Source organism: Schaalia cardiffensis, from assembly GCF_016405145.1.
GTDB lineage: Bacteria > Actinomycetota > Actinomycetes > Actinomycetales > Actinomycetaceae > Pauljensenia > Pauljensenia cardiffensis.
Window position 1 is genome coordinate 40,304 of the sequence record NZ_JAEKIA010000012.1, and the last position, 25,401, is coordinate 65,704.

The window sequence follows — 25,401 nt, forward strand, 5'->3', positions numbered from 1 at the left end:
CATCAGGGCACACAAACACCAACCACCACCCACCCACATAACCCCAAACGTGATCTCACCGCCCCTAGCCCGGGTCAACCCTCACCGAAAACATAATCAGGGCACACAAACACCAACCACCACCCACCCACACAACCCCAAACGTGATCTCACCGCCCCTAGCCCGGGTCGACCCTCACCGAAAACATAATCAGGGTAGGTGCCACTGCGTTTCACTCATCCCCGCCCACATCGCCGATTCGGAAACAGCGCAACAGTCCGATCTCCACAGCCAGAACACGTATCCACAACACGCCCTGCATCCGCCAACACTCCCGCCCTCGGCCGCGTCCTCGACACTCAGACGCTCAGAGCTGAGACAATGCGATCATGTCTGGTCCGAACGGAAGTCTCAGCCCAAAGCCCTGGTGGAGAAGTCGTCGAGAGCACTCTGCCGCAGGAGACGGAGGTGTCGTCCTCGCATATTGCGATCGAGTGACTTCAGTTTCTGATGCGGGCGCCCACCTCATCGATTCAGTGACGCTGGGATTTCGCACAAAGTCCTACAGCGCAATCCTTGACCCAACCCTTGCGCGCTCGCGCGCACTGTTCCTTCTGCTCGCAGGTCTTTCCCTTGCAGATTCTGGCCGCGTCACCGTGAAGCTTCCGGCTTCGGCCCGCAAACCTGGTCGGACCGCTTCCGTCTCCCTGATCCACGAGCATTCCCCACTGGATCCGACGATGACTGTCAACCAGACTCTCATTCTTCCCCTCGCAGAGACGGGAACCTTCGCAAGTCACAGCCAGTTTCACGCCGCTCTGGCCGTCACTAGTCTGAAAGACAAGGCCGCGATTCCGGTCTCGGAATTGTGTGCACTGGACCGCTTCCGACTCACGATTGCCCGTGCGATCGTCGGCGGCGGTAATCTGATCCTCATTGAGGATCCAACACACCTGCGAAACGCTCAAGATCGCCGTCAGGCGCTTGATCTTCTGCCGATTCTCGCTTCGCAGGGTTCGGCTGTTGTCCTCGCGACCGCAGATCCTGCAGCTGCCGCTCAGGCAGGACGCGCGATCCTCTTGACGAATGGGCACTTGAGCGCAGACTTCGTGCGCCCCAAGGAGGAGGATCTTCGTCAAGCCCTCGGCGATGGTGTGGAGGATCCGACAACTCTGCTCGGCCCCATCCCTCTTGCTCTTGCGCGTATCGAGAACGAAGACTCCACTCCGGCACCGAGCGCCTCTTTTTTCCCCGCCGACGACGAGAGTTCAATTGTCGAGGTCGACCAGGGGACGCACACTCGTGACCTTGCGTTCTCTAAAGCTCTTGAGCGGAGCGAAACCACGCCCCAGGAAACCCTGGAAACCCTGGAAACCCTGGAAACCCTGGAAACGGTGCAGGAATCCAAGGCAGAGACAACCCCCGGCGAGGCAGCGATTCACGACGCAACACCGGGCGACGCCGCCAATCAGAACACAGAACCACCCCGAGAAGAGGAGAGCACTGCGCTTCCTCCCACTCCCCCTTCTTCTGCAACCCCGCCGCGGCGACGCCCGAATTTCCATCCACTGACCGCAGCAACACTTCCAGCTGCTGAGCAGACGCCCCCTCACGCGAAAGCGGAAGAACCGCTCCCGAGTGACGCCGAGCAAGCGTTGGAGACCGCGCACGAAGACTCGGCCGATACGAGCACGGCGCTGGATGACAGTGCCCCCTTCGTCTCCCTATCGCTATCTGAGGTTCTCGCAATCTCCCAGCCCCAGGGAATGCACGCCAGTGCCAAGATCTTTGACGCTGCACAGCCGAAGGCAACACCCACCGAAAGCGTCACACCCGACGCTGCGCAGTCGGCCATCTCAACATCTGAAAACGAGAGTCCCTCGCAATCCGAAACGGCACCAGCCGAATCACAGGTCCCCGTTCAATCCACCACGGTCCCCTCAGATGCTCAGCCATTTGAAACCGACGAAGCTTTTGCCTCCTCACGCTCACCCCACGACGTTGGAGGGCCAAGGGAAGACACCCCGCCCAGCTCATCCCTCAATGACCGCCCCTCAGCGGATCAATGCCCCGTCCTCGACGATGAATCAGATCCGATTACGCGAGCGATTCGCACCCTCGAGCTTGATGATGTCTCTGCCCGACACGCCCGCCCCAGAGCGAACGATGCGCGCACCACTCATCTTCCGCAATCCGCACCTGTCCCCCTTGCGCCAACACCCGAAACTGCGGCGGTCATCGATAAGGCTCGCAGAATCCTCAAAGATCTCCCGGGGCCAATCGTGCCGGAGGAGTAGACTCAGCTCTCCAGCCTGCGGGATCACCCAGAAGGCGAAGACTCAGCCTCTGAACGCGCGGGTTTGCAGAGCGCACGGGCACTCCCCGTAGAGGCCTCGACCTTCAGCCCTCGAAAGGAGGGCATTTGGGTAGCATCCTTTACTCTTCGACTCATCGGCGGTTTTCAGGATCCAAGGAACTTTTCGCAGCTTAGGGGCAGGAATGTGCGTACAAGATTGACGTTTTTCGGCGAGATTCCGCCGGAAATGACGGCATGAACATCCTCTGAGAGCATGCTCGCTGAGCGTGAGGAGGAATCCACCGTGTCGTGGTGTATGTGGAACGAAGATAGTAAAGAACGGTCAGGCGAGCTTGAACACGATTCAGTGGCGATGCACGGCCTGCGAGGCATCAACTCTTGAGTGCCGCCCCAACATCACTCGGCGCCCCCAGGCTGACTCGTCCGTCACTCGACTTGTGGATTCCACGCCCCGACCTCGTGATTCGCGGGTCGTCTGCAGATGCATGCGAGACATGAGAAACTGAGACGAAGCGCGGAACACCCGCGACCATCGAAAGAGGAAGCGAGTGCCTCCGATGACGACACCGATCGAACCGCCCTCCACGACTCAGCGCGCTCAACGCGCGGCGACTTGGAGCGCCGAGCCTCAACGCCCTGCGAGCATGGGAGAGCTCTTCTCCGCCTTATCGACGCAGGTGACGACCCTCGTCAATGGTGAGATCGAGCTCAACAAGCTCAAGGTGAAGAACTTTGCGAAGAAATTCGGTGCGGGCGGCGCACTCCTCGCAGTCGCACTCGTTTTCTCTCTCTATCTTCTCGCCTGGGTGTTCCACACAATCGAACTCGCGATCGCCATTGCCCTCCCCGCTTGGGCGGCTTCGCTCATCACCACTGGCATGCTTCTCATCATCGTGGCTGTCCTCGCGGCCGTCGGCGCGTCCCTCCTGGGGAAGAGTCAGGCGGACGTTCCCGATCCGAAGGACGGTCTCACTCGTGACATTGACGCTCTCAAGAAAGGTCTGGGGAAGTGAACACTGACAACCTCGAACGCACAGAAGACCAGATCCGCGCCGAACTCGAAGCGGTGCGCGAGCAGATGACCCAAACCGTTGACGAACTCTTCGGCCGAGTCCAGCCCGACTACATCGTCGGTCAGGCGAAAGACAACGCGAGAGCGAAGTTCGACGAACTCAAGTCTTTCGCTGCACAGACCGTTGATGACGCGAAGGACGGCGACTCCGAAGCGCTCAAACGTGTCGGATACGTCGCTGCCGGTGTTGCCGCATTCGTGGGACTCGTCGTAGTGAAGATCGTCCGTTCGAGGCACTGAGTTCACATTCACTGCGCCTCGCAGATCGCCAGGATTTAGCCGATCTTGCTGGGTTCATCACCCCGTGCCATACGCAGATCACGCTCTTCGGGTACGTAGCGCCGCTCGAGGTATGGCTATGATGTTCTCACGACACATTTCTAATCATCCAGGGCACCGCCTCGCGCGGACCCGAACGACGCGGAGGGGGTCGACGCCATGGGGCGCGGCCGTCAAAAGGCCAAGCAGACGAAAGTCGCACGGAAGCTGAAGTACTTCAGTCCCGACACCGATCTCGATGCGCTGCAGCGAGAACTCGCGTCGTCGGAATCTCACTCGTACGAAGAGTACGAGGACGAGGTCGAGAACCCCGAAGAGGACGAAGACCTCTACTCGAAGTACGCGGACTTCGCGCAGGAGGAACCAGAAGACGACTCTCCCGAATTGGACGAGGAATTCTGGATCTCCCCGAAGAAGTGATTACACGCTGATCGCAGAGCCACTGCTCTGTTGAGACTGACTGGGGCTGGGCGCACTCGCGTGCGCCCAGCCCTTGTCTCATTACGAGGACACGGCTCTCAAGCGAACACGGTCGCCGATAGTCGCAAGATCTCTGCGCGGGGTCAGGCAGAGGCTGGTCCGGGTATGAAGAGGCAAGTGAGGATCTCCCTTAAGCTTGTCGACTCGGCGACTTTCATCAAGGATTAAGGTTTAAACTTGATGAAGAGAGGGGGGACAATGGCGGGCTGGGATGAGCAATTCTGGGAATCTCGAATCGAATCGGGGCTTCCCCGGCGTGCACGCCGCTCAGGCGCCTACCGTTCATATGTCCCGGACCTACTCGTCGGATCCCCTCTTGTCCTCACTCCACCCCTCGATACCCTTGTCGCCGACGCCGAACGCGCAGTTCGCGCGGTCGCGACAAGCGATGATCTTGCTGGAATCGCCCGTTTCCTCCTTCGCTCCGAGGCAATCGCCTCGTCACGAATTGAGGGATACGCCCCCTCGTCCAGACAGGTCGCCTTCGCCGAGCTCGAAGAGTCCGAGGGAAGGCTCACAGCGTCAGACCAGGCGCGTCTTGTCGTCCACAACATGACGGTCGTCGAACAAGCCCGCAGAACACTCGTCACTAAGCCTCGAATCGACGCGGAAGACCTTGTGCACCTTCAAGAGTCCCTCCTCGCTGATACGCCAGAAGTCGCTGGTCTTCGAAGAGTGCAGAATTGGATCGGAGGGGACTCCTACACGCCTCTCGATGCGGATTTTGTTCCTCCAGCACCAGAACGCATCAAGGCACTCCTTGCGGATCTCGTTGACTACGCGAACGGAGCAGCGCACTCTCCCATCATCCAGGCCGCTCTCGTTCATGCCCAGCTTGAGACGATTCACCCCTTTGTGGATGGGAATGGACGGGTCGGGCGCGCCCTCATTCATACGATCCTCATGAGGAGAGGACTCACTGAGAAGGCTGTGCTTCCAGTAAGCCAGGTTCTTTCAACAACCAGAGACGACTATGTCTTTGCCCTCGGTGCATACCGCTACAGCGGCCCCGTTGGAGGAGAGGCCTTCCACGAAGGACGCGCCAACTGGATCTCTTTCTTCGCTCAATCTGTCATAACCGCTACTGAACAGGCTCAATCGATCGAGGCAGAGCTCGGGCGCGTCCGGGATGAATGGGACGAAGAACTGGCTCGCTATTGGAATGCGAGCGGCCACACCCGTGCAATGAGGTCGGATTCTGCATCGGCACGAATCCTCACAGATCTGCCTGCAACCCCCGTGCTCACAATCACCTCGGCAAGTCGCATTCATTCCGTGTCACGGCAGGCGGCACAGCAAGGCCTCACTCTTCTCACCGAAGCGGGGATTCTCGAGCGCCGCGAGATTCAAGGAAGGTTCTTCTACTCAGCTCCTCGGGTTCTCGAACTCGTCGATCTATCCGTGCGAAGGCTTGCGAGTACGGCCTTCGACACAAGAATCAGTCCACCTGCCGCTCCGGTTCCCGTCATCCCTCGATAGAAGAGTTCTCAGATGCTCCTCCTCTTCCCACTCCTCTGCAGCCGCAGGTGAAGGATTCGCCTTAAGCTTGTCACCCCGCCAGCTTTCATCAAGGATAAGGATTTAAACTTGATGGTATTTCTGCATAGAACTCTCGGCAGGCCCCTCAGGCAGTCCGAAACGCCCCTCAGGCAGTCCGGAAGGCTCTTCAGTCGATGCGCAGGGTTCTTCAGACAGTCCGACAGTTGCCGCGCGGGGGCGCTGAGCGCTCAGACGATCCCCACCGTCGCTCGGGCAACCCCGACCGTCCAGCCCGCCCGACACCTCAGGGTCCCGACCACTCGGTCAACCCGACCACTCAGCCGAACCCCAATTCCAGGTTTCCCTGCGCAAACACCGCCAATACGACAGGAATCAGACGGGAACCCTGGAATACAGGTGCAAATGGTGGCGCAGGCGAGGCAAGTAACGGACACACGCGCGACAAGCGATGGGCGTACGGGCGGCCAGCACTCAAACGGGCCAACCATCCAGTCGGTCGATTCCACACACCCAGCGAACCCCCCACCCGGGTAACCTGGCCGCCCAGCGAACCCCTGCGTTCAGCCCACCCGGTAGTCGCCCCTCAAACGCACCGCGCCAGCGGTGACTCCCTTCGTACCCGAAACGACGCGCCCCTCAAAAGCCCCTGAGTCCACCGGGAGCTCAGAAGGGAAGGAGACTTCGCCGAGCACCCAGGCATCGACCCCCGCTGCACGGGAAATGCGCAGAACTTCCTCAGCGGACTGTGCACCGACGACGCCGACCATGCCGACACCGAGGTTGAGGGAGTCCTCCATGCCCGTCCAGGTCACCGAACCTCCACGACGGACCCAGTCGAACACCGGCGGGACGATCCACGAAGCGCGGTCCACATCGGCGACGGCACCAAGAGGCAGGACTCGCGAAAGATTCGCTCCCAGGCCACCACCGGTGACATGCGAGAAGGCGTGAATCCCGCTCGCCCCCTCGCCCGCGCCCAAGGTGTCCACCATGTCGAGACAGAGCTTCGTGTAGAGACGGGTCGGTTCAAGAAGCTCCTCACCGAGGGTACGGCCGAACTCCTCGACCTTCGCTTCTAGGGGAAGGCCCGTCCTCGCGACCACTGAGCGCACCAAGGAGTAGCCGTTTGAATGCAGGCCCGAGGAGGCCATCGCGATGAGGACGTCGCCGTTCGCAACCCGGTCAGGGCCGAGGAGCTTCGAAGCGTCAACGACGCCGGTCGCAGCACCTGCGATGTCGTAGTCGTCAGGGTCCATGACACCAGGGTGCTCCGCGGTTTCACCTCCGACGAGGGGAGTGCCAGTTGCTTCGCAGGCTCGGGCGATGCCGGTCACGATTGCCGCGATGCGTTCAGGGATCACGTGGCCGCAGGCGATGTAGTCGGTCATGAGGACGGGACGCGCACCGATGACGACAATGTCGTCAACGACCATGCCGACCAAGTCCTGGCCGATCGTGTCATGGATGTCCATCTGCTGCGCAATGGCGATCTTCGTTCCGACGCCATCCGTCGAGGTCGCCAGAAGTGGACGCTCCATTCCCAGCAGTGCGGAAGCATCGACCAATCCAGCGAATCCGCCCGTCGCGCCGAGGACGCTCGCGTCATGCGTGCGCGACACGGCCTCTTTCATGAGTTCGACCGCGCGGTCACCCGCGCAGGTGTCGACTCCAGCGGAGGCGTAATCGAGGGGGGTGTCGTCGCTCATCGGGGCTCCTTGATCGGATTGGGCGGGGAGATTCTCAGGATAAGAGGAAAGGAAAGACGAAGTGTGGGGTGAAAGACGAGGGGCGCTGCGGTGGACAAATAGGGGGGATTGGAAAGACGAATGAGAAGCGGACAAGAGGGGACGGAGCGGAAGGGCAGCGTGACCGGTGGGCCAGCAGGATCGGAAAGACACGTGCGAGTCGAAGGAAAAAGAGCGCGAACGTCAAGCCAGCAGAACCGGCGGCCAGCAGGATCGGAAGGACAGGATAAGGAGAACAGAAGACGCAATGACCAGAAAGGCATCAGCCTCGGGCTCAACAGGCGAAGGCGCCGGGCGTGCCCGGGATCGGAGTGCCTTTGGGGATCTGCTCCGGGTATGCGCCGTTGAAACAGCCCAAGCACAGGCTCGAACCCTGACGGGTTGCGCGGACCATCCCCTCCATTGACAGATACGACAAGGAGTCTGCGCCAATCGAGGCTCGCACCCCCTCCACATCCATTGAAGAGGCGATCAGCTCCGCCCTCGTTGGAAAATCAATACCGAAGAAACACGGCCAGGCGACCGGCGGGGAGGAGATCTTCACATGGACCTCGGCGGCCCCGGCTTCGCGGAGCATACGGACCAGGGCCCGCTGCGTGTTCCCACGAACGATCGAATCGTCAATGACGATCAGACGCTTGCCCGCGATCACTTCACGCAAAGGATTGAGTTTGAGACGGATGCCGAGCTGTCTGAGGGATTGGGTCGGCTGGATGAAAGTGCGACCCACATAGGCGTTCTTCACCAGGCCCTGAGCGAATGGGATCCCTGAAGCTTCGGCGTATCCGATGGCGGCGGGAGTGCCCGATTCAGGGGTTGGGATCACAAGATCCGCATCGACCGGCGACTCCTGGGCGAGGATCGCCCCCATTTCTCGCCTGGCTGCAACGATCTGGCGATCCCCGATCACCGTATCCGGGCGGGCGAGGTAGACGTACTCGAAAACGCACGTGTTCGAACGCCTCACCGCGAAGTGACGCGAATGAACGCCAGTAGAGTCAATCGCGACAAGCTCACCGGGTTCAATCTCACGGACGAAGCTCGCACCACACAGGTCCAGGGCCGCAGTTTCGGAAGCGAGGACCCAGCCCGAGTAGAGGCGCCCGAGTACCAGCGGACGATACCCGTGCGGGTCGCGCGCCCCATACAGCGTGTTCTCATCCATGAAAACCAAGGAGAAAGCGCCCTTCAGACGGGGCAGGACTTTCAGTGCAGGGGCGACGAGGGCGGCCGGTTCGGCTTCAACACTGACTGAAACCAGCTGCTCACCAGGGGTTGCAGACGACGCATCGCCCTCTCCGATCGGATCGGCGAGGGCGACAGCAGGAGGGATGAAGGGGACGGGGCCGGGAATCCGTTCGGCAAGACCGAGCAGGGCCGTCACAACGGAAGTGTCGGTGGAGGCGCCCCTTTCGACGTCCTCGCCCTCGTCCGCGATTGAACGGGCCAAGTCTCGAAGCTCGGCGGTATTCGTCAGATTCCCGTTGTGGCACAGCGCAAGAGTGCCGCTCGGTGTCGGCCCGAGGGTCGGCTGCGCGTTCCTCCACGTGTCCTCGCCCGTTGTCGCGTAGCGCACGTGTCCGAGGGCGAGATGCCCCTGCAAGCCCTGCAGGGTTTGTTCAGTGAACACCTGATTCACTAGGCCCTGGTCCTTGTAGACGAGGATCTGTTCCCCATTCGAGGTCGCGATCCCCGCGGACTGCTGTCCACGATGTTGGAGGGCGTAGAGGGAGAAGTAGGTAAGGCGCGAGACGTCCTCGCCCGGCGCCCACACGCCGAACACTCCGCAGTGGTCGTGTGGGCGGTCGTCCTCGAAGATCTCGCGGTCGGTCAGTGTCTGGTCCATGTTCACGGATTCAGAGAGCACGGGACCACTGTCTCACACAAGGGCGAGATGACGCTACGGGCGCCCACGGAGGAAGAAGGCGAGATACACGACTGAAGCGAAACGCACGACTGGCCGCGATGCGCGAGTGAAGCGAAACGCACGATCGCGGAGAAAAGCGCGATTGAATCGACATGCACGAGTAAATCGGCAGACGAGGACGAGGGCGAAGGCAAGGTCGGGGCGGAGGGTGAGGTGACGGCACAGCACGGGACGGAGCCCATCGCCCCATATGGCGAACTTCATCGCTCACGCGGAGCGGGCGACGGCGTTGACAACGGAAAGAACGCCAGGAGCCGAACTCCACCTTTCGAACTTTGCGAACTCGACCTCATGCACAGGCCGGCACCCACCCCACCAGTCCGAAGCGCCATAATTGAGGGGGCGCGCGCCCGCGCGAACCGACTCGAAAACCCCTTGGAGGAAGCCCATGGCCTCGCCCGTCCTCAGCGTCGTGAGTTGGGCGTTCTCACTGCTCGTGACCCTGATCGGTATTCTCGCTCTGACGCGCGGTGTCATCTCCTTGGTACGACGAGTCCGCGAGGGCACGCCCGAGCCCGGGCGCATGCGCCCCGTCGGGAAACGCACGTGGATGCTGCTCACGACTGCACTTAGCCACCGCGAATTCAAGGGTCGCCCTTGGGTGAGGCTCGCGCACTGGTTCGTCATGATCTCCTTCCCGCTGCTGTTCCTCACGCTCATCACGGGCTACGGGCAGCTGCGCAATCAACACTTCACACTGCCCCTGATCGGCCATTTCATCCCCTGGGAGTGGCTGACGGAGTTCTTCGCATGGGGTGGGCTCTTCGGAATCATCGCCCTGATGATCATCCGCGCCAGATCAGGACGAGGCTCCGCCGCAGAAGCGGCCCTTTCGAATGACGAGCCCGATCAGGCCGCAGCATCCCTCGGCGCCCGCAAGGGCGAACTCCCCTCAGATTTGTCGCGCCCGCATCCGCGCGACGGCTCCCCCAAGGGCACGGCCTCCCGCTTCCTCGGTTCAACCCGCTGGCAGGCGCTTTTCGTCGAGTGGGTCGTGCTCATCGTCTGCGCCTGCATCATCACACTGAGAGGCCTCGAGTTCGCCCTCGAATCTGTGACGCCCGGGGCCGCCCTCGGAGTAGGACTGGTCTGGCATTTCCCCCTCACTTCGTGGATTGGCACTCTCCTGATCGGAGCGGGCGCAAACCAGACGGACATCGCGAACGGCGTCGTCCTCGTCGCAACTTTGAAGATCATTACCTCAATGCTGTGGATGATCGTCGTCGGCGTTCAGACCTCCATGGGCGTCGCCTGGCACCGTTTCCTCGCCGTCATCAACGTGTATGCGCGCCGCAAAGCCGACGGAAGCAAGTCCCTGGGTGCCGCCGACCACATGCTCATCAAGGGCGAGCCCGTCACCTCCCCAGACGTCTTCGATGACCTGGACGAGGACGCAGTGCTCGGAACCGCGAGCCTGGCCGAGCTGTCCTGGAAAGCGCGTCTTGACCTGTACGCCTGCACTGAATGCGGCCGCTGTCAGGAGCTGTGCCCGGCGTGGAACACCGCTAAGCCCCTCTCCCCCAAGCTCCTCATCATGTCAATGCGCGACCACATGGAATCCGCATCGAAGAAGGAGATCGTCTCTCAGCAGATTTCAGACGCTCAAGTGCCCGGGGAGCGTAGCGCCGAAGAGCTCGCAGCATCGGGTGAGATCATGCTCGATAAGGGGGTTGACCCGAGTCCCCACTCCCTTGACCTGCTGAAGGTCTTAGCCGCCTCGGGGGCGACAGGCCCGATGGGGGTCGCCGATGTTGATGCTCCCCTCGTTCCAGAGGTTATTTCCGAGGAAGCCCTGTGGGACTGCACTATGTGTGGCGCCTGCGTCGACCAGTGCCCTGTCGATATCGAGCACATCGACCATATCCTCGATCTGCGCCGCCACCAGGTCCTTATGGAGTCCGCTTTCCCGCGTGAACTCTCCCGAGCTTTCCGCGGCATGGAGTCCAAGCAGAATCCCTACAATCAGCCCGCGCGCAAGCGCCTCGACTGGGCGAAGGATCTTGACTTCGATGTTCCCGTCGTCGGCGAGGACCTCGAGGACGCCTCTGAAGTCGATTACCTGTTCTGGGTCGGGTGTGCGGGAGCCTTTGACGACTCGGCGAAGAAGACGAGCGCCGCGATCGCCGAGCTCCTCCACACTGCGGGAGTGTCCTTCGCGGTCCTCGGTTCTGGTGAATCCTGCACGGGCGATCCTGCGCGCCGAGCCGGGAACGAAGTGTTGTTCCAGATGCTTGCCGCCCAAGCCATTGAGACTCTCAACGAAGCGAAGCCACAGAAGATCGTCGTCTCCTGCGCGCACTGTTTCAACACGATCGCAGGCGAGTTCCCCGAACTCGGCGGCCATTTCGAGGTCATTCACCACACTCAGCTCCTCAACCGCTTGGTCCGGGAGGGACGCCTCACCCCTGTCGCTGCCCCCGGCGTAGCCAAGCGCAGTGCTGGCACCCCCGGTGCCGCGAAGCCCGTTGCTGCCGAGCCCGGCGCAGCAGCCCCCTCCGCCGCTGCCGAGCCCGGGGAGCAAGGCAAGACGCTCAGAACTCCCCTGCACGTCACCTACCATGACGCTTGCTATCTCGGACGTCACAATAAGATCTTCGCTCCTCCCCGCGAGCTCGTTGCTTCCCTTCCCGGAGTGGAACTCGTGGAGATGCCCCGTCATGCAGATCGCGCCATGTGCTGCGGCGCGGGTGGTGCCCACGCCTGGTTCGAGGAGTCACGCGGCACCCGCATTGCGGATGCTCGGATCGCCGAGGCCGCGTCCACCGGCGCGGATGTTGTCGCGACCGCGTGCCCCTTCTGCTCTCAAATGCTCGGCTCTGCTTCTGGCGCATCCGCCGGGCTGTTTCCCGTGCTTCCTTCCGCTTCTTCTGCCTCCGCTGGCGTGGGGGATTCAGATTCGGCTGGCCTTGCTCCTGACGCGAGCACAGGCGAGTCTGGCGGTGCCAGGGTAGAAGCTTCAGTGAGAGCGGCTCCCGGCACGGACGCGGATGCGAGCGCGAGCGCAGGTGCCTCAGCAGGCGCGGGCGCGGGAGCGAGCGCAGCTACGGGTGCCGACGCGGGCGCACAGAGAATCCCGCTCGTGAAGGATGTTGCGATCATGCTGCTCGAATCCGTGCGCCGTGGACAAGCGCAGCCCCCTGTCGAAGGGGAGTGAGTGCCCCGGCCACTGCCAGGAGTGTGCACGCTTCCCTTGAGTTGATCGACAGCCCCGGGCCTGTCCCATGTGGCGGTCGATCCTCCGTCGAATCAGTCGACACCCACGACCTCGTCCGCCTCGTGGCCTACGAACTACCGAAGCGCCCCTGAAGCTGTGAAAAAGTACGACACTCCGTCGATGCTCTGTGTTCCGGTCACCATTGCACCCGAAGAATCCAGGTAATACCAGGTGTTGCCAAGCAGCAGCCACCCGGTGCGCATCGCACCCGAAGCATCCAGGTAATACCACCTGTTCCCAAGCTGCAACCAACCGGTGCGCATCGCACCCGAGCCGTCCAAGTAGTACCAGACATCCCCGAGCTGCAGCCAGCCGGTACGCATCTGGCCGCTGTCCGGCTCCATGTAATACCAGGTTCCATTCACGGCCACCCAGGTGGTGAGCATTGCCCCGTCGCTGGGATGCAGGTAGAACCAATTTCCGTTGTGCGCGTACCAACCGTACTGAACGTGCCCGCTTGCAGCGAGGAAGTACGTGACCCCATTGATGCTCAGGCGTCCGCTCTGCATCACGCCGGTCTGCGGATCGAGGTAGTACCACTCGCCCTCGACTTTCGCCCAGCCTCCGACTTGGGCACCGTCAGCCCCATAATACCGCCAGCCGGACTCGTCCTTGACCCATCCGCTCGCCATCTCGCCACTCGAATAGAGCAGGTAGGTCTTGCCCGCGATTGTTAGGCGCCCGGTTTGCATGATCCCGCTCGCAGGGTCGAGGTAGTACCAATTGCTTCCCACGGCGGCCCAACCATAAGCGCGTGCACCGTCGGGCTTATAGTAGCGCCAGCCCGCTCCTTCCAGTTTCCAGCCGGTGAACATGGCACCCGTACTCTCGTCGAGCATGTACGTGCCGGACTGAATGGACAGCTCACCTTTGTGCAGCGCCCCAGACGGGTCAAGGTAGTACCAGTTCCCTCTGAAGGCATACCAGCCGGTGAGCATCCTGCCGGACCAATCGAAGAAGTAGACCTCGTTGTCGATCAAGGCCCAGGTATTCGACACGTAAGAGTTCGAAGAGCTCGTGCGGAAATACCAGGTTCCGCCGTCGGAAACCCACTGGCCCGTCACAGCGATGGGCGCGGCGGGAGTACCTTCGATAGCGCTCGAGGAAACCTCCAAGGCGGCCTGACGAACCCTCCACAGCAACGGGTAGGCGGCATCGCCCGGACATGCGGTGTAGCCGTTATCGCGGTGACCGGAGATGCGGGGAAGTGTTACCGCCGTGCCCTTGGGGTACTTCCCATTCCCCCGTGAAACGTACACTCCCGATGAGGAGGGAGACACCCCCGCCTTATCAAGGTGCCAGCCTGCGAGAGCGCCGACGCTTGAAAGAGTCTCATTACTCGGAGCGACCGAGGTGTAGTTCCCGAGCATTGAAATGCCCATTGTTCCGGTGTTGAAGCCCAGAGAATGACCTGCGGCCACCATGTTGCCGCCCGAGGAGTTCAAGCTCCCCCAGCGGCCCTCGAAGGCCTGACCACATTTGTCGACGAGGAAGTTGTAGCCGATGTCCCCCCAATCCATCGAATAGGCGTGGTACTGGTAGATGCCCCGGACGATCGAGTGCGACTGAGAACATGTGTAATTGTTCGTCCCCGCCGTGTGGTGGACGACCACGAAAGGCGCATACGAGTATTCGGCCCCCCAGTCGTAAGGTTCGGATGCGCTCCCACCCCATTCGCTGCGCGTCACGACGGGAATCGGAAGGCCATTCGCGGTCGTCGTCGCAGGGAAAAGGCTTCGCACGAAGGCAGAGCTCTTGGCTCCGATTCCCCTGCCCGTGGGTTTCGGCGCACCCCATGAGGGTTCGAGGACGGGCGTTGCAGGATCAGAAGCGGAGGCCGTTCCTGTTCCTTGAGCAGATGCATTCTCTAAGGGAAAGGCTGTTTGCCCTGAGGACGAGGACGCGTCAGAAGCGCCGGACAGGGCTTCAGTCAATTTTTCATTCTTCGACTGGTCGAGCGGCTCATTCAGGGGCGTCCCCGAAGCGTTTGTCGTCTCTATCTCAGATTTTTCAAGGATCTTCTCGCCCTCGGCATTATCCGGGACGAGCACCAGTTCAAGATTCTTCGGCATCTCTTCCGCGCCGGCGACGAGAATCTGCACTCCTGTTGCGCCTGCGGTCACGAAAGGCTCGGTGCCGGTCGCCTCTTGTGCGTCATCGGGGCGAGTGTCGCTATCGCGTTCGATCTCGTACCAGTCGGACCAGGTCTGACCCTCTCGGACGCGAATGAGGAAGGTCCGTTCATCAGTTGAAGCAGCGGTGTCATCCCAAATGAAACCTGCGACGAAGAAGTCTGAAACTTCCAGCGGCTCGGTTAAGACTTTCGTGTCTTTGATCAGCGCGTCTGGCGAGGACGAGAGGGGCGAGTGCGATGAAGACTCTCCGCCCACTCCTCGTGTTGTACTCAAGGATTGAGTAGCCCTCTCTTTCGCGCTGAGGTTTTCTTTCCTTCCTTCTTTTGCACTTGGTGTTGCAGCGCTGCTTTTTTTCGCGTCGTTTTGCTCAGAGAGCCACAGATTCAAGGGGTTGAGTGGTCTGCCCGATGCTTGGCCGGAAGAGAGCGGCAGCTTGTCGAGACCCGCGCTGGCAAGCTCAGTTGGGCTTCCCGTTGATGTCGTGAGCGCGATCCTCATCACCGGGTGGGAGGGTTCATCCGCTCTGTCTGTTCCCTTCGTCGGCGCCGACACGGGGCCGAGGGCGAGGACCGCGGAAACGACCGCGCCGATCAGTGACGCCGAGGACAACATTGATACTCCTGAGACTCATGTGACAACTCAAAAGAAAATAGCACGAACTGACACGATAGGATAGGACCTTCCTGAAGAAGAGGAGCAGCAGCCTGGAGGGTCCGAGCTTGATAACCTCCGCTCCTCACAGGGGCTAATCGGAGGCTTCACCCGAAAAGGGCGCTCCCTTACCCAAAGGAAGCGCCGCACCATTGTCGAACAAGTTCGAGTGTCTCAGCGAGAAGAGCCCAGCCCCTTATCGATCGAAGCTCCTATGTCTCCTCGAACGGAAGTACTCACGGGCTTCGAGGATCGGTGCCCACCACCTATTCCACAATCGCACGCCAAGCAATGCCCCCACAGTGCCAAGGAGGAGCGAGGCGATAGAACCCACGAGAGTCGCCCTACCAGCGACGATGAACACAGTTGTCAGCGCGACAAGCACGAAAAGCGAAACCACGCCACCTTTACGGAAAGCACCACTCGGCCTTTGCTTCACAAGCACGAGCGACACAGTCGAAAGAGCTGCAGGGAAAGCGATCGCCGAGACGATATACGGCACCGGCCCCAAAGCCAGTAGTGCCATGGCACTCGAGACAAGCCCAGCAGTCCACATGCTGACGAGAAAAGCGGATGCCGCCGCTTTTTCACCACGACGACGAAGAAGAACCCAGGCGACAAAAACCAGAAGAAACGCTCCCAAGAAGGAGAAAAGATACCCGATCCCCCTCGCAATAAAGACAGAGGCGTCCTCGGCACCCGTAAGAGGAACGCTCAGCCCTGCAAAGGCGAAAGCGCCTCCGACATTCTTCGCGAGAACACCGAAAACACCGATCGCCATGGCGCAGCCTGCAAGAAGCGCCGTAGGAAGGGGCCCAGTCCAGAGCGAATGAATGGACTGAGTCGCTTCAAAAGAATCAGACGAAGCCTCGTCAAAGAGTCCATGAGACGAGGACGGGACAGCCCCTCGGGGAGGCGAATAGGAACGCGAGGATCCTCCTTCAGAACCGAAAGGAGTATAGGAGCGTATTCCTGCGGGCCGAGACTCGTAGTCGTGCCCTGTTGAGAACTGGGTGAAACGCGGAAGGGAAGACGTGCTCCCTTCAGTTTCCGCTTGCGCCTCGGCATTCGAATCCTCATAAGAATGGGCCTCGGGGGTTCCTGCGCCGCTCGGCGCCTCTGCATCGCTCGGCGCCTCGTCCTCGAAGATGAGCTCGACTTCCCGCAGCTCCTCGGCGTCCTGCTCGCTCATGCGCTTCTCCTTCATGTCACCCCTATCCCAGCGGGTGCCTCTGAGATAATCCTGAGGGCTTCCTTAGCCTCGACTCCAGGGCTGCTCGCCTTTCGATACCGTCCCTGGGCTCCTCGAAGCGAGGCACTGTCCGGCTTTTGCGTCCTCAACATGATCCTCTACATGAACGAGGAGAGGCAGGCTCCCTCGAGGCGAGGCGCTGTTGTGATCCCCTGGGGCCCAATGCTTCTCCTTCACTGGAGCCCCTGAATCTCCCGCCCCTGGAGTCTCCAGAACCTCGCGCGCCGCAAGTCTCGAAAATCCAATGCCCCTGAGTGCGTTGGGGAAGCCCTGAATCTCGCGCCCCTGAAATCTCCAGAACCTCGCGCGCCGAGACTCTCCTGAATGTCTCGCGCCGAAGACTTGCGATTCCTCCGCACTGGAGCCCCCTCAGCACCCAATTCATGTGCTCCCCCAAAGGGCTGTGAAAACGTCAATGGGGGTTCAGTCGGCCAGAGCATCATCGAGAGCAACAAGGAACCCGTCCTCGTCAATGACGGAACCAGAAACAGCCCTCGCGATCAGGCTCGCAGCTCTTTCGATGTCATGACAGGAGCGGATCCGCTCAAGGCGAGCGGTGCGTGAAGGCCGAGTTGGCGCCTGCAGCGAACCGGCTTGCAACCAACGCAAGGAGTATTCGACAACGAACCCCGTCGTCCAGGACTCCCAGCGGAGTACCTGCGGCGGAGTTGGCACCAAGCAGACCTCAATCGCCAGATCTGAGCGGTTCGCGATCGGGGTGAGTAACGTATAGCCCTCGAGCAAGTGGTCCTGTCCACCCACCTCAGGAGAAACGCTCTTCTGTGCCCGAAGAATCTTCATCTCGATCTCCGCACGAGTCAGGCCTGCTGCGTCCAGTGCCCTCTCGAGTGCTGCCTCCTCAGCCGGAGTGGCTTTGGCTTGTCGGACGGCGAGTTCACGTGAATCACGGATCTGCGGGAACTCTTCGGACAGGAGGGCTTCCAACTCTCCCGCGTTCAACCAACGTGGGCTGTACACGCTCAACGACACCGCAGAATCCGGGTCGGGCGCAATGAGTTGACCCGAATCCGCAATCCGGAGCGCGCCCCCGAGGCGGCGAGCCATGCGCTTCACAGCTTCAAGCACCCGATACTCAAGGCCCGTTGGCATCCCCTCTGGGAACACCTTCGCCCACTCGTCAACTCCAATAGCCCATTGCGGCACGGGGCGGCGTTGACTGCGCGGACACCGCAAAACCCACACCTTCGTCAACACTGCGGGAGTCCTCAGTTCCTTTCGTGCAGCAACATCGAGGCGCCACGGGCCTTCCAAAAGCACGCCACTCGTCAAGCGAAGCCGACCCGCTCCCTCCCAACGAGCATCATCCCAAATGGACAGTGCGAGAGCTTCGATCTCCGCCTGGTCGACCTCGTCAGAAAGAAGGAGCAAATGATGCGAATGCGCATCATCCAAGCCGATAACGCTTTCAGGTTCTGAAGTCGACAGGCTCGCAGCGATCGGCGAAAGGGTATCCGCGCGTTGCACACCCTCCTCGCCTACGACGAAGGATGTGGAGAAATCCGCGAGGGAGGACAGGGCACGCAAAGATGTGGAAGTCAGATCCGAGGAGGCTCCGAGTGGAGTGGAGAAGTCGATCTCATCTGCCCGCCCACGAGCCTGCTCCTCAGAACGTGCGCCCACGGCACGCGCGCCCTGGGCACGGGCGTTGTGAGCAGGGGTGGCCTGGGAACGCGCCCCTTCGCAATGGGGAGCTTGCTCCTGGGAATACGTGCTCTGGGAACGTGCGTCCTGAGATTGCAGTGCTTGCCCCTCGGAATGTACGCCTTGAGCACGAGCAGCCTGCCTCAGGGAATGCGAAGCCCTCCCCTCGGCCTGCATGTCCATCTGCGGGGATGCAACTGTTGACTCCGAAACCTGAAGGCGCGCAGCAACCGGTGGGTATTCCACCCGGGATTGGGCGAGCTGGCGCTCAGAACGTCCACCCTGGGATTGGGAAACCTGCCCCTCGGAATATGCGCTCTGAGAGCGAGGAGCTTGTCCCCTAGCTCGCGCGTCCGCCTGCGACATCCGCTCGCGCATTGATGTCCGACGCGGGACCCCGCCCTCGTTCCCTGGAACTGAATGTGCCGTCATCCTTCGCCTGTCAGTCTCCGATTCTCGTGCGACTGAAGCGCAAGTGGGTACGCGAAGGCGTGGGGCCACGCTGCCCCTGATAATGAGAGCCCAAGCCCTCAGAACCGTAAGGGTGCTCAGCCGGTGAGGACAGATCGAAGAAGCACAGCTGTCCGACCTTCATCCCAGGGTGAAGCAGAATCGGCATTGTCGCAGTATTCGACAGTTCAAGAGTCACATGACCAGAGAACCCCGGATCAATGAATCCAGCAGTCGAGTGAGTCAGCAGACCAAGACGGCCAAGAGAAGACTTGCCCTCAAGGCGTGCGGCGATGTCATCGCCGAGGCTCACGCACTCGTAAGTCGCCCCGAGGACGAACTCTCCCGGATGAAGAACGAAAGGCTCATCCGGTCCCACATCGACCTCGTGAGTGAGTTCAGACTGTTCAACAGCAGGATCGATCACGGCGTAACGGTGATTGTCGAAAAGGCGGAACAGACGATCAAGACGAACGTCAATGCTCGCCGGCTGGACCAGGGAACGGTCCAGAGGATCTAAGCGAATGCGTCCGGAATCGAGGCCGGCAAGAATGTCGCGATCGGAGAGCAGCATGGCCTAATTCTCTCATGAGCACCTCAAGGACGGGGCATAGGTCGCGCTGAAGGTTTCCGTCTACAAGCAGGGTTCGGCATCCACCTGCAGCGGGGATGCCTGGCCACAAGCAGGGGTTGCCTGGCCACACGCAGCGGGGGGTGCCTGTCCACACGCAGCGGGGGTGCCTGTCCACAAGTCGTACACACTCAAGTACCTGCGGAAGCTTGCCCGTCCACAAGTCGTACACACTCAAGTACCTGCGGAAGCTTGCCCGTCCACAAGTCGTACAACCTCAACCCTTTTGAGGGAACTTCAGTTCTCCCATCTGGACAATCATCTGTATTCGCTCTCTTATGGTCCGACTTGTGCCCCAGTCCCACACCAGGGCCTGCGCCCACTGTCCGACTTGTGCCCCAGTCCTACACCAGGGCCTGCACCCACTGTCCGACTTGTGCCCCAGCCCCGCACCAGGGCCTGCACCCACTGTCCGATTTGTGCCCAGTTCCCCACAGAAACCCCCACGCCCCGTCCTGGACCTCCACCCACCTCACACCCGCACCCCCGATCCTTCCCTCTCCTCAGATTCCTTTAGGCTGTGCCCGTGCCGACATCCACGACGAGGCCGACCCCGCCCTCGCACACACAACTCGCGAGCATGCGCGAAAAGATCCTCGACTGGTTCGACGCGAACAAACGCGAGTTACCCATGCGCGCACCTGGAACATCGCCCTGGGGAACGCTGGTTGGCGAAGTCATGAGCCAGCAGACGCCGATGCCGCGCGTTCAACCGATCTGGCAGCGCTGGATGGAGCTGTGGCCGACCCCGCAAGACCTGGCGGCAGCGAGTCCTGCCAGGGTTCTCGTCGAATGGGAACGGCTCGGCTACCCCTCGCGGGCGCTTCGCCTGCGCGAGTGTGCGATCGCGATCGCGAAGCGGCCCGGAGGCCGGGTTCCTGCGGATTACGAGGAGCTGTGCTCCCTACCGGGGATCGGCCCCTACACGGCCTCCGCACTCATGTCCTTCCAGTTCCACGCCCGAATCGCGGTTTTGGATACGAATATCCGACGAGTGCTCGTACGTACTGTGCTGGGATGCGAGCGGCCCTCGTCCTCTGCACCATCCAAGCAGGAGCGCATTCTGGCCGATTCCCTTCTGCCCGTCGAGGGCGCCGAATGCGCGCGCTGGAACGTCGCGATCATGGAGTTCGGTGCGCTGCACTGCGTCCAACGCTCGCCCGCGTGCGATTCTTGCCCGCTCGCCTCCTCATGCAGGTGGCTCCTCGCAGGTAAACCTGCATCGGAACGACGAGGCAGGGCTCAGGCGTGGGCGGGCACGGACCGTCAGGCACGAGGACGAGTGATCGCGCTGTTGAGGTCGCTTCATCGCAGCCCGGATGAGGCTAGAGCAGAGGATGCATCCCCTTCGGTTTCACGAGCGCAGGCTCTTGAAGCTGCGGCACTTCCCGGTGCGGACGCGGATCAGGCGCCCCGGGTTCTCGCGAGCCTTATCACGGATGGACTGGTCGTGATCCAGGACGAGGATCGGATCGCACTGCCGAGCAGCTGATCCTCCCTTGTCTTGCGCGGTTGACACCATGCTGCGCGGTTTTCGCAGCATGATCCGAGCTTCTTCGAAAAGCCTCTTCTCTTTACCTCTCCTTTCCTTGGCTGTAGGCGTGGGGGCGTTCCTGCCGAGGCAAGGACGCAGCATAGCGAGGGCCACGCGCAGGGAGTCTTCCGGGCGAGGCGCGCGACATAGCGAGGGACTCTAGCTGTATGCATAGCGAATCTTCGGGGTTTGCGCGAACCTGGCCTTCTCTTCCGATGTCGCCCGAACTTTCCGGTGTTGTGCGAGCTTTCCGGACGGCCCCTGCGCCAGAAGCCTCACGTCCGCTCGCATCCGGAAGTCTCACAGGCACCACCTCACGCGCTTTCACACCTCGAGCCTCATGCGTTCTCGCATCTGGAAGGCTCTCTGGTGTGGAGCCGGGCATGATGCCCGGGCACTCACGCCCCCTCATATTCGGAAGGCTCATGCCCTCTCACATCCGGAGCCTCACGCCCCCTCGCATCCGGAAGCCTCTCGCGCTGACGCGAAGGTGTGGGCGGGTGCGGCCTCACGCCCCTCTCGCCCCCTCGAAGCTCATGCGCTCCCCTGGAAAAGCCTCATGCGCTTCTCACAAAAACAGCCGCAAGCTGCGGGCGAATCCTCAGAAACACCCGCAGCCTGCACCTCCTTCGAAGCACCTCGATTCAGTAACGGATCGCGTCGATCGGTTTGACTCTCACCGCAGCAAAAGCCGGGATAATCCCACACAGCGCACCAATCGCCGTCGAGATCGCCACACCGGAAATCGCCGCATTCACCGGGAAGGCCGGTTTGCCTTGGAGCACAATGTCGAGGCTTTCCAGCGGCAAGAACCTCACGATCACGATCGCGAGCCCAACACCAATGACACCCGCGACGAAAGTCGCGACCACCGACTCCATGAACACCGCGAAGAAGACGCGCTTGGCTGAGGCTCCCATCGCTCGACGAATGCCGATTTCACGGATCCTCTGCCTGACGGTCACGATCGCCACATTCAAAAGCCCGAGTGCACCGAGGAGAATCACAATCCCACCAACAATCATGACCACGGTCTGCGCGGTCTGGAGGGCGGATTCACCGGTCTCAACCTTCTCGCCGCCGTAAACCGAGCCCTTCCACCCCTTACCGAGGATGGAGGCGAGAGCATCTGGGAGGACCTCCCTGGCCTGTTCGGCCTGCTCCTCGCCGCTCCAGACGAGCATCTCGACCGAAGGGCGAGCTGAGGAACCTGCTCCTGAAGAGTTCGGACCTCCGAGCTTGACGAACTGCCACGCCCGATAGTCCACGTACATCTTCGCTTCATCCCACTGGGAAGACGCGTCAATAACACCAACGACCCTGTAGCGGGTTTTCGCCTCATCATCGGAGGTGAGGATGATCGGATCTTCGATAGGCGCGCGCCCCAAAGAGTTCCACAAGATCGAGTTGATGACGACCGGCACGAGGCGCTGATCAGCATCTGCCTCTTCTATCCAGCGGCCGTGTGAGTGCTGGAGGCGGAAGATCGTCGAATAGCTCGGGTCGACCGCGTAGACACTGATCTCACCGCTTCCTTCGAGCCGGTTCTTGATCGTCGGATAGCCACGGAATTGCCCGCTTTCCTCAGCTTTCCATACCTCTTCGAAGGAAGCATTTCCTTTTTCGAAGCGAGACCAGTAGGGGATCTCGAATCGGGAGGCGAGCGTTTCCATGGCCTCACCCATCGGGTCGGAAACGCCTCCCGGACTCACGTTCGCGTCCTCGTTCTGTCCTTGTCCCTGTGGATTCTGTCCTTGTCCCCGTGGATCAGGGCTCGCGGCGTTCATCGGATTGCTGCTTCCAGAACCGCCGTAGCCGTGCTCAGAAACGGGTTCCTCAGAGCCTTCGCCCTCGCCCTCGGAAACCTTGGAGGCACTGACGTGCAAGGTGACGGAGCGCCCCATCTCCGCATCCATCATCTCGCGACTCGATTGGAGGACGAGATCACCGAGGGCAATGACGGTCGACATGGCAGCAACCGCGGCGACAACACCGACGAGGGAGAGGATGACGCGGGCTTTCTGCGCCTTCACTTCCCCCCACGCCTCGACGATTGGGCCAAGAATCTGCTCGGGCGACATCATGCGTTCACCTCCTTTGACTCGCTCGAAGGCATTGAGACCCGCCCCTCGTGAAGCGTTCCATCGTAGAGCTCAAGCACCCGGTCGGCCCGCTCGGCGACCTTCGGGTCGTGCGTGATGACGAGAAGCGCGGCATTATTCTCCGCGGCAACCGTCTCAAGGAGTTCCATGACGCTCCCACCCGTGTCAGGGTCGAGGGCGCCGGTGGGCTCATCCGCGAGGATGATCTTCGGGCTGCGCACGAGTGCACGCGCGATCGCAATGCGCTGCTGCTCACCACCAGACATCTGGGTCGGATGCGAGTCCACTCGATCGCCGAGGCCGACGCGCTCGAGCATGCGGGTAGCGAGCTCTCGGCGCTTCCAGAATCGTGCGCCACTGGAGTAGAGAAGGGGAACCTCGACGTTCTCAAGGGCTGTGCGAGCGTTGAAGATGTTGAACTGCTGGAAGATGAAGCCGACGGTGTCACCTCGAAGGCGTGCCCGCCGCCCCTCTCCGAGGGAGGCGACGTCTACCCCGTCGATCGTGTATCTGCCCGCAGTCGGCAGGTCGAGCATTCCAATGATGTTGAGCATTGTCGACTTGCCCGTGCCCGAACGGCCGACGATCGACACGTGCTCACCTGCTGCAACTTTGAGGTCCACTCCAGTGAGGATCCGAAGGTCGGATCCGTCCGGCAGGGTGACTGTCCTGGTCACCCCTTCGAGTTTGATGAAGGACATTTCAGCTATTCGCTTCCGAGGTTGTGGCGCTGTTGCCTGCGATTGGGGCTCCGAGATCGCCTGCGTCGGATTCTCGCTTCGTGTTGTCTTTCTTCGCGCTCGGTGTGAATTCGAGGACGGAGTCGGATTCGCTCAGTCCCTCGGTGATTTCGACGATTTTCCCATCGGTGATACCGAGCTTGACCGGGTGCTTCTGTGGTTTGCTTCCTTCCTCGCCCACGAGGTACACGTAGCCGGTTTGGAAGCGGCCCTCGACTGCGCTCACGGGAAGCGTGAGTACCTGGCTTGCCTGTCCCGAAACGATCTCCATGGTCAGTTGAAGGCCCGGGAAAACCGTTTGATCAGCGGGAATCGGGCATTTCGCCTGAATGCCGGTCTGGGTGTTCTGCTGGTTGTTCTGGTCTTCGGACTTCGTGGTTTTCTCGGGGGTCACGATCTCCAGGCCTGAGCAGGTGAAAGGCGCTGGACCGTTCGTGATCGTCAAGGTCGCTTCGCCTGGCGCATTTTGAATGCGGTAGAGCTGGTCGGCATTCAGGGTTGCGAAGGCTGAGAAGGTTGAGGGTTGGATCGTGGCGACCGGATCGCCGATCGAGAAGCGCTGTCCGATCAGCGCGTTCAGGCGGAGCGTCCCTGTGGCATTCGCGTAGATCGTCGTGTAGCTGTAGGTCGTCGGAGTGGTCTGCATTTGCGGAGTGCCCTCTGCGTCCACACTCGTCGTTGTCTCCCCGGGGATTTCCTTGCGAACTTCGAGGATCGGGGTTCCCGACTCGACAGCCGTGCCGTCAAGAGCCCCGATGTAGGTGACCTCGCCCTCGCCGCTCGCTTTCACTGTCACCGAAGGATCGGATTGGACGGTCCCTTTTGCGCGGACTGTGTTCGTGATGTCAGCCTTCGTGGGGGTGACCGTGATCTGCGTGTAGTTCGCATCCGGATTGAGTGATTCGGCTGTATCGTCTCCGTTCGCTGGGAAGAATGCGAACTTCACGAGGGCGAGCGCGATGATCGCCCAAATCAGTGTCCGTGCAATTGCGAGGACACGCCCCGATCGGGTCGACGACGACATGGAAACTCCTCAGATCCGTAGAAGCGATTGGATTCGCGTGGAATCACGTTCAAATTAAATGAGGCAATGGCCCTCGAGGATGATTTTCAGGTAAGAACCGGGGGAGTCTCAGGGTTCTTCCGGGGTCCCCTGGTTTCTGGTCTGGTCCCAGATTCTTATTTCTCTTCCTGCGCACCCACACCCCAAACACAATCTCGCGCCGGGTCCAGCGCACGCACCACCGCCGAGATCACAACCAGGGGAGACAACACCCTCCCCTACACCCGCACCCACACCCCAAACACAATCTCACGCCAGGTCCAACGCACGCACCACCACCGAGATCACAACCAGGGGAGACAACACCCTCCCCTACACCCGCACCCACACCCCAAACACAATCTCACGCCAGGTCCAACGCACGCACCACCACCGAGATCGCGGGTTATAGGACACAAGTGTCCGCATCCCCTTTTTGTCCTATAACCGGGGCTGGTGCTGGCATGCAACGACGGCTCGACGCTCAGAGAGCGCAAGAAGGGCAGAGCGTAAGAGCGTAAGAGCGTAAGAGCGTAAGAGCGTATGCGATATCGACAGTAGGGGTTACCGGCAGGAAAGTGTGGCATCGCTCGGGCGTGTCGTGGGGGTTATGTGCGTCCGGCCCAGCCTTTTCGGGTGTGGAAGCCGGTGTCGGGGCTGTAGGCGTTGTCGTAGTGTGTGGGCCCGT

The 25,401-nt window shown here is 61.1% G+C and carries 16 protein-coding genes; 7 read left to right on the forward strand and 9 right to left on the reverse strand.

Annotated elements, in window-relative coordinates; all coding sequences use genetic code 11:
- Positions 1–369: 369 nt before the first annotated feature.
- The 5 genes from JFX23_RS07690 (at position 370) to JFX23_RS07710 (ending at position 5,607) form a co-directional block, all read left to right on the forward strand.
- Positions 370–2,277, forward strand: a complete 1,908-nt coding sequence (locus JFX23_RS07690) for a P-loop NTPase family protein (RefSeq protein WP_198776406.1) — start codon at positions 370–372, stop codon at positions 2,275–2,277.
- A 577-nt stretch (positions 2,278–2,854) separates the two neighbouring features.
- A complete protein-coding gene (locus JFX23_RS07695) occupies positions 2,855–3,310 on the forward strand; it encodes a phage holin family protein (protein ID WP_233050685.1) in 456 nt (151 codons plus the stop codon).
- Entirely contained in the window at positions 3,307–3,609 is a 303-nt protein-coding gene (locus tag JFX23_RS07700) for a DUF3618 domain-containing protein (RefSeq protein ID WP_198776408.1), read from the forward strand. The genes JFX23_RS07695 and JFX23_RS07700 overlap by 4 nt, the downstream gene beginning before the upstream one ends.
- A gap of 198 nt (positions 3,610–3,807) precedes the next feature.
- On the forward strand, positions 3,808–4,068 hold the full coding sequence (locus tag JFX23_RS07705; protein WP_198776409.1) for a DUF3073 domain-containing protein: 261 nt from the start codon (positions 3,808–3,810) through the stop codon (positions 4,066–4,068).
- Positions 4,069–4,308: 240 nt separating this feature from the next.
- Positions 4,309–5,607, forward strand: coding sequence for a Fic family protein (locus JFX23_RS07710; protein ID WP_233050686.1), 1,299 nt, complete (start codon positions 4,309–4,311; stop codon positions 5,605–5,607).
- A 581-nt stretch (positions 5,608–6,188) separates the two neighbouring features.
- Here JFX23_RS07710 and purM read toward each other — a convergent pair.
- Positions 6,189–7,334, reverse strand: coding sequence for a phosphoribosylformylglycinamidine cyclo-ligase (gene purM, locus JFX23_RS07715; RefSeq protein WP_198776410.1), 1,146 nt, complete (start codon positions 7,332–7,334; stop codon positions 6,189–6,191).
- Between the two features lie 313 nt (positions 7,335–7,647).
- Complete coding sequence (gene purF / locus JFX23_RS07720) at positions 7,648–9,219, reverse strand: amidophosphoribosyltransferase (RefSeq protein ID WP_198776419.1); 1,572 nt, start codon at positions 9,217–9,219, stop codon at positions 7,648–7,650.
- Positions 9,220–9,688: 469 nt separating this feature from the next.
- On the opposite strand from purF, the gene JFX23_RS07725 reads away from it, so the two are divergent.
- Complete coding sequence (locus JFX23_RS07725; protein ID WP_198776411.1) at positions 9,689–12,454, forward strand: (Fe-S)-binding protein; 2,766 nt, start codon at positions 9,689–9,691, stop codon at positions 12,452–12,454.
- A gap of 134 nt (positions 12,455–12,588) precedes the next feature.
- Here the strand turns inward: JFX23_RS07725 and JFX23_RS07730 are convergent, their stop codons facing one another.
- The 4 genes from JFX23_RS07730 to dcd all read right to left on the reverse strand — a co-directional run bounded on the left by JFX23_RS07730 (position 12,589) and on the right by dcd (position 19,238).
- Entirely contained in the window at positions 12,589–15,261 is a 2,673-nt protein-coding gene (locus JFX23_RS07730) for an N-acetylmuramoyl-L-alanine amidase (RefSeq protein WP_198776412.1), read from the reverse strand.
- Positions 15,262–15,496: 235 nt separating this feature from the next.
- Complete coding sequence (locus tag JFX23_RS07735) at positions 15,497–16,492, reverse strand: hypothetical protein (protein ID WP_198776413.1); 996 nt, start codon at positions 16,490–16,492, stop codon at positions 15,497–15,499.
- A 483-nt stretch (positions 16,493–16,975) separates the two neighbouring features.
- Positions 16,976–18,193, reverse strand: coding sequence for a PRTRC system protein E (locus tag JFX23_RS07740; RefSeq protein WP_233050687.1), 1,218 nt, complete (start codon positions 18,191–18,193; stop codon positions 16,976–16,978).
- A gap of 463 nt (positions 18,194–18,656) precedes the next feature.
- Positions 18,657–19,238, reverse strand: a complete 582-nt coding sequence (dcd, locus tag JFX23_RS07745; RefSeq protein WP_005962482.1) for a dCTP deaminase — start codon at positions 19,236–19,238, stop codon at positions 18,657–18,659.
- Positions 19,239–19,875: 637 nt separating this feature from the next.
- Between dcd and JFX23_RS07750 the strand changes: the two genes are divergently transcribed.
- A complete protein-coding gene (locus tag JFX23_RS07750) occupies positions 19,876–20,787 on the forward strand; it encodes an A/G-specific adenine glycosylase (protein ID WP_198776421.1) in 912 nt (303 codons plus the stop codon).
- A 686-nt stretch (positions 20,788–21,473) separates the two neighbouring features.
- Here JFX23_RS07750 and JFX23_RS07755 read toward each other — a convergent pair.
- The 3 genes from JFX23_RS07755 to JFX23_RS07765 are packed head-to-tail and all read right to left on the reverse strand — an operon-like array spanning position 21,474 to position 24,695.
- The gene (locus tag JFX23_RS07755) at positions 21,474–22,913 is read right to left on the reverse strand and encodes an ABC transporter permease (protein WP_198776414.1); all 1,440 of its coding nucleotides are present in this window, start codon (positions 22,911–22,913) and stop codon (positions 21,474–21,476) included.
- Complete coding sequence (locus JFX23_RS07760) at positions 22,910–23,632, reverse strand: ABC transporter ATP-binding protein (protein ID WP_198776415.1); 723 nt, start codon at positions 23,630–23,632, stop codon at positions 22,910–22,912. Before JFX23_RS07760 ends, JFX23_RS07755 begins: the two co-directional genes overlap by 4 nt.
- 1 nt (position 23,633) lies before the next feature.
- Complete coding sequence (locus JFX23_RS07765; protein WP_198776416.1) at positions 23,634–24,695, reverse strand: efflux RND transporter periplasmic adaptor subunit; 1,062 nt, start codon at positions 24,693–24,695, stop codon at positions 23,634–23,636.
- Positions 24,696–25,401 lie beyond the last annotated feature (706 nt).